The organism is Sorangium sp. So ce281 (assembly GCF_051527395.1).
GTDB lineage: Bacteria > Myxococcota_A > Polyangia > Polyangiales > Polyangiaceae > Sorangium > Sorangium cellulosum_B.
In genome coordinates this window covers 1,465,372-1,479,010 of record NZ_CP150322.1, presented here as the reverse complement: position 1 = coordinate 1,479,010, position 13,639 = coordinate 1,465,372, and the positions used below count along the sequence as shown (strand labels likewise).

Annotated in this window: 9 protein-coding genes; 3 read left to right on the top strand and 6 right to left on the bottom strand. The window is 72.5% G+C overall.

Translation table 11 applies throughout. The features are described from left to right. Positions 1-63: 63 nt before the first annotated feature. The 3 genes from WMF27_RS05485 to WMF27_RS05475 form a co-directional block, all read right to left on the bottom strand. Positions 64-1,653 (bottom strand): glycosyltransferase family 4 protein, encoded by a 1,590-nt coding sequence (locus WMF27_RS05485; RefSeq protein WP_437761302.1) that lies wholly within the window; start codon positions 1,651-1,653, stop codon positions 64-66. 259 nt (positions 1,654-1,912) lie between these two features. Beyond that, the gene (locus tag WMF27_RS05480; RefSeq protein WP_437761303.1) at positions 1,913-2,908 is read right to left on the bottom strand and encodes a glycosyltransferase family protein; all 996 of its coding nucleotides are present in this window, start codon (positions 2,906-2,908) and stop codon (positions 1,913-1,915) included. Between the two features lie 6 nt (positions 2,909-2,914). Beyond that, complete coding sequence (locus WMF27_RS05475) at positions 2,915-3,457, bottom strand: cysteine hydrolase family protein (RefSeq protein WP_437761304.1); 543 nt, start codon at positions 3,455-3,457, stop codon at positions 2,915-2,917. A 412-nt stretch (positions 3,458-3,869) separates the two neighbouring features. On the opposite strand from WMF27_RS05475, the gene WMF27_RS05470 reads away from it, so the two are divergent. Beyond that, positions 3,870-5,378 carry a serine/threonine-protein kinase gene (locus WMF27_RS05470; protein ID WP_437761305.1) on the top strand — a complete coding sequence of 503 codons (1,509 nt, stop codon included), beginning with the start codon at positions 3,870-3,872 and terminating at the stop codon, positions 5,376-5,378. Between the two features lie 250 nt (positions 5,379-5,628). Here the strand turns inward: WMF27_RS05470 and WMF27_RS05465 are convergent, their stop codons facing one another. From WMF27_RS05465 to WMF27_RS05455, 3 genes are all read right to left on the bottom strand, one after another. After that, positions 5,629-6,945, bottom strand: a complete 1,317-nt coding sequence (locus WMF27_RS05465; RefSeq protein ID WP_437761306.1) for a glycosyltransferase family 4 protein — start codon at positions 6,943-6,945, stop codon at positions 5,629-5,631. Positions 6,946-7,226: 281 nt separating this feature from the next. Next, complete coding sequence (locus tag WMF27_RS05460; RefSeq protein ID WP_437761307.1) at positions 7,227-9,251, bottom strand: nucleotide-binding protein; 2,025 nt, start codon at positions 9,249-9,251, stop codon at positions 7,227-7,229. Beyond that, on the bottom strand, positions 9,241-10,185 hold the full coding sequence (locus WMF27_RS05455; RefSeq protein WP_437761308.1) for a hypothetical protein: 945 nt from the start codon (positions 10,183-10,185) through the stop codon (positions 9,241-9,243). Before WMF27_RS05455 ends, WMF27_RS05460 begins: the two co-directional genes overlap by 11 nt. 278 nt (positions 10,186-10,463) lie before the next feature. Here WMF27_RS05455 and WMF27_RS05450 point away from each other — a divergent pair, with 278 nt between their 5' ends. Together WMF27_RS05450 and WMF27_RS05445 are read left to right on the top strand one after the other, a co-directional pair. Then, a complete protein-coding gene (locus WMF27_RS05450; protein ID WP_437761309.1) occupies positions 10,464-12,182 on the top strand; it encodes a DUF1592 domain-containing protein in 1,719 nt (572 codons plus the stop codon). Next, positions 12,182-13,564: a DUF1552 domain-containing protein gene (locus tag WMF27_RS05445; RefSeq protein ID WP_437761310.1), complete on the top strand. Its 1,383-nt coding sequence runs from the start codon at positions 12,182-12,184 to the stop codon at positions 13,562-13,564. The genes WMF27_RS05450 and WMF27_RS05445 overlap by 1 nt, the downstream gene beginning before the upstream one ends. Positions 13,565-13,639 lie beyond the last annotated feature (75 nt).

The window sequence follows — 13,639 nt, the reverse complement described above, 5'->3', positions numbered from 1 at the left end:
AAACCGGGAACACCTCGAAGCGGCCGCGTGCGGGCCGGCTTCGGGCCGGTCTTACCACGCGCGCTAGGCGCAGAACGACGGCTGGATACCCTTGGGCCGCGGCGCCGCCGCGGGGCGCAGGTGGCCGAACGCGAAGAGGCCGCCGGTGAAGCCCATCCAGGTGCGGAAGTGCCGGAAAGTCTCCAGCCACTGGAGCGCCTTCGGCCCGTCGACGAGCGGGCGCAGGTTGGATTGCCTCGCGTGCTCGCGCGCGTGCGCGAACGCGTTCGCGAGCATCCGCTGCACGACGAGGGGCGAGGACCGCTCGCGCGCCCGCTGCGAGGCCGCGCTCCCGAGCCGCGCGGCGGCGAGCGGATCGCGCGTGAGCGCGAGCACGGCCTTGCCGAACGCGGCGTTCGCGCTCTCCTCGGCGATCGGCCCGCGGCCCGGGTCGATGAGCAGGCCGTTGTGGCCGCTCTGGATCTGCGAGCTCACGCCCATGCCGTCGGCGAACGCGACCGTCGGGGAGCCGCACCAGAGCGCCTCGCTGAGCACGTTTCCGAACGTCTCGCTCAGCGAGGCGTGCAGGAAGAGGTTCGCGTGCCGGTAGTAGTCCGAGATCTGGCTGTACGGCACCTCGCCCGTGAAGATGACCCGGCGCGCGACGCCCAGCTCGCGCGCGAGCGCCGCGTACGCCACGCTGTCCGGCCCGTCGCCGACGAGCGTGAGCGTCGCCTGCGGCTCGTGCGGGGCGATGTGCTCGGCGAAGATGCGGATCAGCCGGTGCTGCGACTTCTCCCGGGTGTGGCGGCCCGCGCAGACGAGGCGGGGGCCGCGCGGGTCGAGCCCGCGCTCCTCGAGCAGCTGCACGTAGGGGTCGGGGCCGAGCGGGCGCTCGAACACGTCCTCGGGGACCATCCGCGGGATGACGTGGATGGGCACCGTCACGCCCCGTTCGCGCCAGTAATCGCGCAGGCCCTCGCTCAGCACGACGAGGCCGTCTCCCTGGTTGTATAGGTCCACGAAGAGCCGCTCCATCGGCGCGCGGAGCGTCTTGTGGAGCACCGTGTGGACCGCGCCGATCCGGGAGACCCGCTCCGGCAGGAGCACGTCGTACGCGGCCGCGAGGTGCGTCGTGTTCACGCAGAGCAGCGGGATGCCGCGCATCTTGCGCAGCCAGATGCCGAACTCGACGAGCAGGGTCGTGGTCTGCGCAAAGCAGATGTCAAAATCCCACCGCATCGGATCGAGCACCGAGGATCCCACGGGGATGGGCAGGTGCACCCCCGGGTAGGTGCGCAGCGGCAGGCTGGGCAAGGCGACGGTGCCGGGAGGGATCTCGTCGGCCGAGGCATCCGGATCCCGAGGTCCGATCAGTGTTGCCTGGTGACCACAGGTGTTGAGCGCGCGATACAGGGCCCGCGTCTGGAAGACCGCGCCATTCGCGTAAGGAATGCGCGTGAAATCGCTGAGGATGGCGACCTTGAGCGGCCGCCCGTTGGCGCCGGAGAGGGCAGCGAAGGGATTCTCTGGAATGGCCGCTTGTACCCTGACGGAGGAGAGCCCTCCCCGCGCGGGTCCCGTCGACGGCGTGGGACGCGCCGGCGCGATCGCCTCGTGCGGCGCGCGATCGCTCCGGTGGTCGCTGAGCGGCAGAATTGCATCCATCGTCATCTTCGTTGCTCCTGGAGAAGCGGCGCGAACCGTGGTCGATGACCGACCGAGGCGCGCAGCGTGACGGGCGGTAGGGCATTCGTGTCGCGCCCGCGACAGCCGTGTCGCGCTGCGGCCGCGAGCGCTGCCTGCTGCTCGGCACAGCAGCCATTCCTCGTCGGCCGATGGGCCTGTCGGCGGTGGGCGTAATTAGCAAACCTCATGCCGCTTGTGTCGACTTCGGCCACGGTGCGAGGTGCGAACGTCGCGATGCACCTCGTCACGAGGCGCCCGCGCACGCCTCCTCCAGCAGGGTGAGCATGGCGGAAGGCGCGCTCGGCAGCGCGCGCTCCAGGTCGATGCGAGCGAAGTCGGCGGCGCGGCAGCGATCGAAGAAGCGCGCCACGACGCCCGGCGAGAGCGCCGCGAGCGAGCTCGCGACGGCGACGCCGGCCCGCTCGGCGAGGAGCGCGTTGAGCGTCTGCTCGTCGTGGCGGTCGTCGTAGAGCGCGAGCACGGGCTTGCCGGCGAGCACGCACTCGGCGAGGACGTTGCTGCCGGCGGTGGTCACGACCGCCGACGCGCCCTCGAGGTGACCGAGGAACGCGCCCGGATCGAAGGGGCGCGCCTCGACGCCGGGCACGTCGATGCCCGGGTCGCCGAACGCGATGACGCGCCGGCCGTCGCGCGCGACGAGCTCGAGCACGCGGCGCGCGTCGCACTCGCTGAAGTAGCAGACGACGGCCCCGGGCTCGCCGGCGCGCGCGGGGGCGAGCCGGCGCTCGGGCCGCGCGACGAGGGTGCCCGGCGTCTCCGGCTCGATCGGCAGGAAGTGGACGGCGACCGCGCGGCGCGCCCGGCTGGAGGCCCAGGTCGTGCGCCGGCACGCGAGCACCCGCAGCCTCGGCAGCCCCTCGGGCAGGCGGCAGCGCGAGAAGACGAGATCGTGGCCGAGCGCGACGGCGGGGATCCCGAGCGCGCGCGCGGCGAGCAGCGACGGGACGTCGCCGTCGCTCACGATGGCGTCGGGCCGGAAGCCCGCCTGCTCGACGATCTCCTTCGCCAGGCGGCGCGGGAGCTCGATCACGCCCGCGAGCCCGCGGCGGATCGGCCGCACGAGGCGGTGCTCCGGGAGCGCGCCGAGCAGGTCCGCCGCCTGGCCGCCGCCGTAGATCCGGAGCTCGTGGCCGCGCTCGCGGAGGGCTGCCGCGATCGGGAGCGCGCGGCTCGCGTGCCCGCGCCCGCGCCCGTGGACGTAGTAGCCGATCTTCGCCACGGGCCGTCAGAGCTCGATCTGCTGGCTCGGGACGGCGCGGATCTCGCGCGGGCGCCCCGCCATCATGACGCCGAAGCCATCCAGCAGCCGGTTGTGGTGCGCGACGATCGCCGCCGCCGCGAGCGCCGGGCTCTCCGAGGTGCCGTGCGCGTCCGCGGCGAGCGTCACGTCGAAGCCGAGGGTCACCGCGCGCCGGCAGGTCGTGTCCACGCAGAACTCCGTCTTGCAGCCCGCGATGATGAGGTGCTCGACGCCGAGCTGCTCGAGGCGCTCGGCGAGATCGGTCTCGAAGAACGCGTCGCAGGCGAGCTTGCGCACCCGCGCCTCGCCGCCCGCCGGCGCGACCTCTGGGTGGATGTCCCACGCGGCCGAGCCCACCTCGCCCACCTCGTCGTCCTGCACGAAGATCACCGGCACGCCGCGATCGCGGGCGCGCGAGAGGAGCGCTGCGATTCTCGCGAGCAGGCCGCTCGCCCCCTGCACGGGAGCCTCCCCGGCGAGCACGCCATTCTGGACATCGATGATCACGAGCGCACGTCTCTGCTTCATCTTCATCCCATTTCCCCGCGGATCGCCGCGAGATCGCCGCCATTGCGGGGATCTCGGAGCGGGCGCGGAGCGCGTCTACAACGGACGCCCCGCCGGCGGAACCCCGGAGGCGCGCGCCTTCCGACGGTGCGCGCCTTCCGACGGTGCGCGCTCGCGCCGCGCGGCGACGCGTACCACGTGGGCAGCGCGTACGACGTGTGCGATGCGTACGATGCGCATGGTGCGTGCGACACGTGCGTTGCGTCATTTCTCGCTCCTCCAGACGGGCGACGTGCGCTTTGACTCCGCGCCGGCGCAGGGCTCCAATGGCCTGCGATACGGCCCGCGCCGCACCATGACCGCCTCGAGCAGCTTCCATTCGACGGGATCCCAGGGACCTCGAAGCGCCAGCTCGGCGGACGAGCGCCGCGCGATGGCGCGGGGCCTCCCCACGGCGCTCGTGACCTGGCCCACGTTCGCGGCGCTCGATGTGTTCGTGGTGCTCGCGGTGTTTCCGAGCGCCTCGGTCGCCCGGCTGCTGCTCTACCGGCTGCTCGGCGAGGTCATCCTGCTCTGGCTGTACCTCCTCGCCCGGCGCGAGCAGACCTCGGCCGAGCTCCTCGACGCGGCGCACGTCTTCGCGGTCTGGAGCACGGGGGGGCTCATCTCCGTGATGGCGCTGGAGTTCGGGGATCTGACCTGGAACTACATGCACGGGCTGTCGATCGTGATGCTCGTCGACGCGACGATCCTGCCCACGCACTTCTCGCGATCGCTCCGGATGACGATCCCGGTGGCGCTCAGCTTCCCCATCATCATGGGCGCGGGGGCGTCCCTCGACCCGGCGCTCGCGGCGCAGTGGGCGTCGCCGCGGTCGCTCGTGATCTTCGCCTGCAACTACATCTTCGTGCTCGCCACCGCGATCCTTGTGTCGGCGGCGAGCCACGGCCTCTGGTCGGCGCGCCAGCAGGTCTACGAGGCCCGCAAGCTCGGCCGCTACCGGCTCGTGGCGCCGGTCGGCCGGGGCGGGCAGAACGAGGTGTGGCTCGCCTGGGACGAGTCGCTGCGCCGCGACGTGGCGCTGAAGCTGCTCCGCAGCGAGAGCAAGTCCGAGGGCGACGTGCGCAGCTTCGAGCGCGAGGCGCGCGCGACGAGCCGGCTCACGTCGCCGCACACCATCCGGATCTTCGATTTCGGGGCGAGCAGCGACGGCATCTTCTACATCGCGATGGAGCACCTGGCCGGCGCCGACCTGGCCACCCTCGTGCGCGATCACGGCCCGATGCCGCCCTCCCGGGTCGTCCACTTCGCGCGGCAGGCCTGCCTCTCGCTGGCGGAGGCGCACGACGCGGGCGTCATCCACCGCGACATCAAGCCCCACAACCTCTACATCACGCGCGTGGGGGACGAGCAGGACGTGCTCAAGGTGCTCGACTTCGGGATCGCGAAGCAGGTGAGCCTGGAGGGAGACGCGAGCATGACGGACGTCGGCGTGATCAAGGGAACGCCGACGTACATGTCCCCGGAGATGATCTCGGCCGGCGCCGTGGACGCCCGGAGCGACATCTACTCGCTCGGGGTCACGCTCTATTACCTGCTGACGGGCGTGGCCCCCTTCGACGGCCGGAGCTTCGGCAAGCTCGTCTACTCGCACCTGACGATGCCGCCGATCCCGCCGTCGCTGCGCGCGCCCTGGCCGCTGTCGTCGGAGCTGGAAGAGGTGGTGATGCGGTGCCTCGCCAAGCGGCCAGGCGACCGTTACCAGAGCGCGCGCGAGCTGCTCGCCGCGCTCGACGCATGCGAGCCGGCGCCGGCGTGGACGCCGGACGACGCAAGGAGCTTCTGGACGGCGCGCGCCGCGATGCCGCGCGCCGAGCCGCCGCCCCCGGATCCCGGCCCCACCGTTCGCCTGCGGCCAGAAAAGGCCGTGCCCGTGGCCTAGTACTACAGCCGTACTTGCGGCCCATCTGCGGCTGTAGACGGGCGGACGGACACGGATTTCTCGGCGATTTTGATCGCCTACAGCCGCACCTCGGACCAAGTGCGGCTGTAGTACTAGAGCGCGGGGTGCAGATTCGTGCGCTGCGGGCTCAGCCGCTAGGCAGGCGAGTGAGGCGTACGAAAGTACGCCGCAGCGAGCCGAACGACGCGGATGAGCCCGCAGCGCACGAAGATGCGCCCCGCGCGGCCCTTCAGGCCTGGCCGACCCCGAGCTGCGCGCCGTCGGGGAAACGCCGCGAGGGGGGCGGCGCCCGTCGCACGGACGCAGGGGGGTGCGCGTCCGCCTGGAGCGCGGGGCCCTTGTCGAACACGGGCACGCGCAGCGGCGCGGGCGCTGGCGAGCGCCGCTCGCTCCGCGCCAGGACGAGCGTGTCGTGGAGCGCGCGAGCGCTCTCGTCCCACCCCTTGCACCCGGCGAGCGTCACGATCCGCTCGGGATCGTAGGGCGCGTGCGCCGCGCGCGCCATGGCGCCGGCCAGGGCGGGGAGATCGCCGGGCGAGACGAGCTCGCCGAGCTCGGGGCGGCGGATCACGTCGGGGATGCCCCCGACCCGCGTCGCGACCACCCGGCGGCCCGACGCGATCGACTCGATCACGACGTTGGGCGTGCCCTCGTGATGGCTCGGCAGGACGAGCGCATCGCAGGCGGCGACCCAGCGCGCCACCTCGTGGTGCGGCAGGCGACCGGTCATCAGGACGCGCCCGCCGAGCCGCTCCGCCGCCGACCTGCAGGCCTGCTCGTCCGCGCCGCTCCCGACCAGCGCGAGGTCGACGTCGGGGTGCGCGGCGGCGATGCGCTCGAAGGCGGCGATCGCGTCGAGCGCGCCCTTGTCGCGGAGCAGGTGGCCGACGTAGAGCAGCAGCCGGCGCTCCGCAGGGCGGCCCAGGGCGGCGCGGGCCTCGCGCCGGTCGCGCGGGTAGAACATGCTGCGATCGACGCCGTTCATGACGACATCGATGCGGTCGCGGGGGACGCCGAGCGCGTGCACCCCCTCGGCCAGCTGCTTGCTCACGGCGACGACGCGGGTCGCGCGCTGGAGACCCCACTCGAGCGAGGGCCTGACCGCCGCTTGCTGCGAGAGCACATCGACATCCGAGCCGTGCACCTTGACGACCGCCGGGACGCCGAGCAGCTCCGCGAGGCACACGGCGGCGAATCCGTCCGGATAGGCGAACGAGCCGACGATGACGTCCGGCGCCGGGCGGCGGCGCGCCAGCTCGACGAGCATGGACGCCGCGTAGAGCGGGCCATTGAGATAGGGCGCCACCTTGGGCACATAGAGGAATCGCGGGTGGCGCACCGGCAATCCATCGATCACGTCCTCGCGAGGCGCGTCGCTCGACATGGACCACCGGGAGAACCTGGAAGCCCCCGGAAACCAGGGGATCGTCGCGAAGACGTCGATGTCGCAATACCTCGAGAGCGCGGCGAACTGCCGCCGGTTGAACGGCGCCTGTCCCGGGTTCATCGCGTTCGGGAAAATCTTGGTGATAAGCAGGACGCGCATACCTCTGCTCCTTCGGACTCGCCCGCTCGGCTCGACGGAAATCCTCCAATCAGCGGAGCATTTCGCCGCGCGGTCGAGCGGCTTCGAGCAGAGAACATGCCACTCCGAGAAGGCTGGAAACGAGGCAAGGAATGGGAGCGACGTGCCCAGACGAGCGATGAACGAACAGCCATTCCGCCCCATCGAGGCAACTTGCCACGCGCCCCAGGTGACCTCGGCAGACGAGGTGGGCAAACAGCGCGCATCGCTGCCGAGCGCGACATTTGCAATGGGAACGGTATTTACAAAGAGAGCTTCGCGACGAACGCGTCGCCCTGGCCTGCGCTCGAGAGCGCCCCTTGACCGAAGTTGATGGCGCCGTAGAAGCGGCCGGCGATCAGCACGCTCGCGCCTGAGCCCGCCGCCACGTCGAGGCCGACCTGCGTCTGGACGTCGCCGAACAGCTTGCTGAACACGTGAGCGCCCGAGGCGCCGAGCTTGGCCAGGTAGACATCGGTCTTGCCTCGGCTCGCCAGCGGCCCTCCGCCGAAATCCGCCGAGCCGAACAGCGGCCCCGCGAGCAGGAGATTGCCGGCGGAGTCCACCGCGACGCTCGCGCGCGCCCCGGTCTCGAAATCGGTGAGCAGCTGGTCCTCGGCGTCGCCGAAGCGCCGGCTCATGAGGTGCGCTCCGGCGCCGGAGAGCCTGGCGACGAACAGATCCCGCCCGCCGGCGCTCACCAGCGGACCGCCGCCGAGGTCGATGGTCGACGCGAACGTGCCCGTGAGCGCCACGTCGCCCGTCGCCTGGTGGACCGCGACGTCGTGGGCCTCGTCCGCCTCGGCGCCGCCGAACCGGGCGCTCCAGACGTGGTCACCGGAAGGGCGGAGCTTGGCGAGGAAGATGTCGGAGAGGCCGGCGCTCTCGAGCTGCGCGCCGCCGAGATCGATGGATCCCTCGAAATACCCCGCGACGAGCAGGTTGCCGTCGGCGTCGACCGCGATCCCGTGGGCGTAGTCGTCGCCTTCGCCGCCGGCGCGCATGGCGAGGAGCGTCCGGCCGTCGTCCGAGGCGAGGCGCAGCACGAAGGCGTCGCGCATGCCCGCGCTCGTGAGCTCGCCGGCGCCGAAGTCGACGGCGCCGTGGTAGCCGCCCGCCACGAGGACGTCGCCCGCCGCGTCGACGGCGATGCGGTCGCAGCGCTCCGCGCCGGATCCGCCGAAGATCCTGCTCCAGATGTGCTCGCCGCCGCCGCCCAGCTTGACGACGAAGACGTCGTCGCTCCCGCGCGACGCGAGCTCGCCGCCGCCGAGATCGACGCGGCCGAATGCGCGGCCCGCCACGAGGACGCTGCCCGCCGCGTCGACCGCGAGCGCCATCGCGAACTGGTTGCCGTCGCCCGGGAACAGCTTGCTCCAGACGTGCGCGCCGAACCTGTCGAACTTCGCCACGAAGGCGTCCGTGCCGGTGGCCGTGAGCGGGCCGCCGCCGAGATCGACGGTCCCCTCCAGCTGGCCGGCCACGAACACGTTGCCGTCCGCGTCGAACGCGGCGGCTCGGGCGTACTGGCCGTTCGCGTCGCCGAAGCCGCGGCTCCACACGTCCTCGCAGGCGGGCGCCGCGCCGTCGCAGTCCTCGTCGTCGGGCGTGTCGCACGCGTCGAACGCGGGCAGGACCTCCCCCATGCACGGGCCCCACGACGTGCCCTCCGCGTTGCAGGCGCGCGTGCCGGCCGCGCAGCGCCCGACGTCGCGCGTCCCCTCCGGGCCCGTGTAGCACGCCTCCTGCGCGCCGGGCGCGCACACGCACCCGGGACAGCCGCAGTCGAGGCCGCTGCACACGGCCGGCTTGAGCTCCGCGATCCAGGCGGCGACACACGCGATCTCCTCGGACGAGTACGGGGCCCCGCCGAGCGGCATGCGCGCGCCGCACGAGGGCGCGTCGGTGAGCCGCACGTAGAGCGCGCTCTCCTCCGGCCGATCGGGGTCGGCGAGCACGCCGGCGCAGTTTGTGGCCGGGCGGCCGGCGACCCGATCGCCGACGCCGAGCGTGACGAGGTCGAGGCCGGCCGCGGGCTCGCCCGGCCCGTGGCAGCTCGCGCCGCCGCACCGCTCGGCGAACACCGCGGGCACGTCGGCGCACGCGGCCTGCGGGTCGCGGTCCCGCCGGTCGAACCGCTCCTGGTCGTCGATCGTCCCCGGACACCCCGCGAGCAGCGGCAAGGCCGGCGCGGCGAGCGCCGCCGCCGTCGCCGCCGCCGTGAAGCGCCCGCGGAGACGGGTAGACCCGGCGCGCGCCGCGCGCGCTGAGCGCGCCTCACTCCCCATGATAAGCCACCCCCAGGTGAACGCTGAAGAGCTGGTCGAGCGCCCCGCCCGCGATGTACGTGTCCTCTGGCTCGGAGTCGAAATCGTAGAAGAACCGCGCGTACGACACGCCGGCGCGCGCCTCGAGCCCCGGCGCGAACGGGGCGGCGACCGCGACGCGGAAATCGACGCCTCCGGCGCTCGGCGCGCGGAAATGAGACGCGAGGGCTCCCATCGAGAGGGGCGCCTGAACCCCTCCCCCGGCCTCCAGCGCGACCGGGCCGACTGGCAATCGCCCGTCCACCCCGACGCGCAAGGCGACGTAGGACACCGACGCGGCGTCGCGCGAGGGGTCGCCCGTCGACTCGATATCGAAGTCGGTCCACCGGAGTCCGCCGCCCGCGAACAGGACCGGCCCGTCCTGCCCGGCGAGGCGGTAACGGCCCCGGAGGCCGGCGTGGAGCCGGCTCCACGAGGTCGATACGCTCGCTCCGCCGGCGCCCTCCGAGTCGAGGCCGAGCGCGCGAGCGTACGAGAGCTCGACGCCGAGATCGCGGAGCACCGGGACGGCGCTTCGCGCGAACGGGTACAGCTCGCCCCGAAGCGACGGCATGGGCACGCCCAGCACCTCGTAGGTGCGGAGGTTGTCGGAGAGCAGATCGCTATAGGACAGCGTACGACCCGCGATCTCGAGATCGACACCCGCGCTGAAGAGCGCGGTCCCCGCGGCGGGGGGGCGGGCGCCTTCGTCGCGCTCGGCGCGCTCGGCGCGCTCGGCGCTGGACGCCGCGCCGGGATCGGCGAGCGCCGAGCCTGGCGAAAGGAGCGCGAGCAGCATCGACAGCGCCGAGAGCGCCGCGCCGAGCAGCGCGGCCGCAGGAGAGCGGCGCGCGCGGCGCCGCGGCGCCCGAGGAGAGAGAGGAGAGATAGGACAGGCGAGCGTTCGCCTTTGCATCGGGCGCGAGCATAGTCGCTCCGTACACCGCGGGTCGAGCCGCCTTCGAAGGTCGGAGTCCGCGGCAACGCCGTAAGACACGCGCACACGGGATGATCACATCGGCCCCGCGCTCCCACTTGATTCGGCCGCTCCGAGCGCGGCTCCTATCCGGGAGCGACGGTTTGCCATACGCTCCTTGAAGATGGCGAGATGGCGCGCCACGCACACGGCCGCGCCGCGCACGCTGCACGGAGGGGAACGCGCCGTGCCCTGCTCGCGCTCGCCGACGAGGCACCATGGCTGAACCAAGAGCTCTCCGCTGGCCCATCGGCTTGCTCCTCCTCGCCTCCTGCTCAGGGCAGTTCGGCGATCTCCCCGCGAACGACGGCGACGACGGCGACGACGGCGAGGAGACGGCGCCGCTCTGCGCCTCCATCGAGCCAGGCGAGTCGCCGCTCCGCCGCATGACACGGGTGGAGTACGACAATACGATACTCGATCTCCTCGGCGACGACAGCCGCCCTGCGAGGGGCTTCGTGCCCGAGGAGGAGTCGCTCGGCTTCAACAACCAGGCGGCGGCGCTCGTGGTGAGCCCGCTGCTCGCGGAGCAGTACATGACCGCCGCCGAGGGCATCGCGGCGCGCGCGGCGGGCAAGCTGCTCGGCCAGGCGCCCTCGTGCCGCGGGGCCGCGGCGGGCGCCGCGTGCCGCGGCGAGATCGCGGCGCTCATCGCGTCGCTCGGCAAGCGGGCGTTCCGCCGGCCCCTCGCCGAGGACGAGGTCGCCGAGCTCGCGGCGCTCTTCGACCGCGGGCTCGGCCTCGGGGAGACGCCCGACGACGCGTCGACCGGCCTCTCGCTCGTCGTCCAGGCGATGCTCCAGTCGCCGCACTTCCTCTACCGCGTCGAGCTCGGCATGCCGGATCCGGTGGAGGGCGACGTCGTGCCGCTCACCTCGTACGAGATCGCCTCGCGGCTCTCGTACCTGCTCTGGGGCACGATGCCCGACGACGCGCTCTTCGCGGCCGCCGAGGAGGGGGCGCTCGGCACCGCCGCGGAGATCGCGGCGCAGGCGCGGCGCATGCTCGACGATCCGCGGGCGCGCGAGGCCGTGAAGAACTTCCACCGCCAGTGGCTCGGGCTCTCGAAGATCGGCGAGATCGCCGCGGGCGGGAGGGACCCGGAGCTCTACCCCGAGTACCGGGACGAGCTCCTGCCGCTGTTCCAGGCCGAGACCGAGGCGTTCCTGGATCACGCGATCTTCGAGGAGGACGCGAGCGTGAGCACGCTGTTCACGGCGCCCTATTCGATGATGAACCGGGAGCTCGCCGCGCTCTACGGCGTCGAGGGAGGCCCGAAGGGCGAGGCGTTCGAGCGGGTGGAGCTCGATCCGTCGCAGCGCGCCGGCTTCCTGACGCACGCCGGGCTGCTCTCGCTCTACGCGAAGCCGAACCGGTCCTCGCCGGTGCACCGCGGCCGGTTCGTGCGCCAGAGCCTGCTCTGCCAGATCCCGCCGCCGCCGCCGGACGTGGTCCCGGAGCCGCCGATGGTCGACCGGGCGAAGACGACGCGCGAGCAGTTCTCGCAGCACGTGTCCGACCCGGGCTGCAGGAGCTGCCACACGCTGCTCGACCCGATCGGGTTCGGCTTCGAGCACTACGACGCGCTCGGCCGCTGGCGGGACGCCGAGAACGGCATCCCGGTCGACGCCAGCGGCGAGCTCACGCAGACCGACATCGACGGGCCGTTCGACGGGGCGGTCGAGCTCGCGCACCGGCTCGCGGAGAGCGAGCAGGTGCGCGCGTGCGTCGTGAAGCAGTGGTTCCGCTTCGGTTATGGCCGCGCCGAGCAGCGCGAGGACGCCTGCAGCCTCTCGCAGGCGACGGAGGCGTTCGAGGCGTCCCGGTACAACATCAGGGCGCTGCTCGTGGCGCTCACCCAGACCGACGCGTTCCGCTACCGGCGCGAGATCAACGTGGGGGGCGCCTCGGAGAGCGCCCCGGGAGGAGAGCCGTGATGAAGCCGTTCCGACTCAGCCGCCGCGCCGTGCTCAGGGGCCTCGGCGGCGCGGCGCTCGCGCTGCCGTTCCTCGAGGTGATGGGCTGCTCGAAGCGGCTCGCGCCGGCGTCGGAGCAGACGGGGCGGGCCGCGTTCGGGCTCGAGTTCCCGAAGCGGTTCATCGTGCTCTACACGCCGAACGGGACCGTCCCGCCGGACTTCTGGCCATCGTCTTCGACGTTCCAGGACGGCGAGGAGCTGTCGCCCATCCTCGCGCCGCTCAAGGACCACAACAGGGATCTGCTGGTCCTCGGCAACGTGAGCGCGCTGTCGGCGCTGACGGGGCCGGGCGACGCGCACCAGAAGGGCACGGGCCAGTGCCTGACCGCGCGCGCGATGCAGGAGGGCGACTTCCCCGGCGACGCCGGGCTGTCGTGCGGCTGGGCCGACGGCATCTCGCTCGACCAGGAGATCGCGAACCACATCGGCACGAAGACCAGGCTCCTCTCGCTCGAGCTCGGCGTGCTCGTCTACGGGGCGACCGTGGGCGCGCGCCTCGCGTACCGCGGGCCGGCGCAGCCGCTGCCGCCGGAGAACAGCCCGTACGCCGCGTTCGACCGGCTCTTCTCCGACCTGTCGGTCGCGCCCGCCGACGCGACGCGGAAGACCGAGCAGCGCAGGGCGGTGCTCGGCAAGGTGGCCTCGGACTACGACCGGCTGCGCAAGCGGCTGGGCGCCGCGGATCGGCTGAAGCTCGACGGGCACCTCGCGTCGGTGGAGGACATCGCGTCGCGCCTCGATCGCGGCTCGGCGCCGACCTCGCCGGCGTGCGCCGCGCCGGCGCTGACGCCGGATCTCGACGTCGACAAGGTCGCCAGCATGCCGGAGCTCTGCCGGCTCCAGCTGGATCTCATCGCGATGTCCCTCGCCTGCGATCTGACGCGGGTCGCGAGCCTGCACTTCACGAACTCCGCGACGACCAAGGTGCTGAGCTTCCTCGGGCCGGACATCACCGAGGGCCACCACCCGATGGCGCACAACGGCTACGCCGATCAGGTGAACCGCGAGCGGCTCACCAGGATCAGCCGCTTCTACGCCGAGCAGCTCGCGTACCTGATCGCCAAGCTGAAGAGCATGCCGGAGGGCGACGGCACGGTCTTCGACAACACGGTGATCTTCTGGACCAACGAGCACGCGGACGGCAATCACCTGCGCAAGAACATCCCTTATGTCGTCGCCGGGAGCGCGGGAGGTCATTTCAAGACGGGCCGATACGTCGTCCAGCAGAAGGAGGTCGCGCACAACAACCTGCTCCTGTCGCTGCTCCACGCGATGGGCGTCGAGGCCGACTCGTTCGGCGACCCGGACTTCTGCACAGGACCGCTGGTAGGGATGATCTGACGGCGGCCTGCCGGCCGCGCTCGCCGGAGCGAGGCGCACGTTCGTGTGCGAGCGCCGCCGTGGACGGCGGCGGCC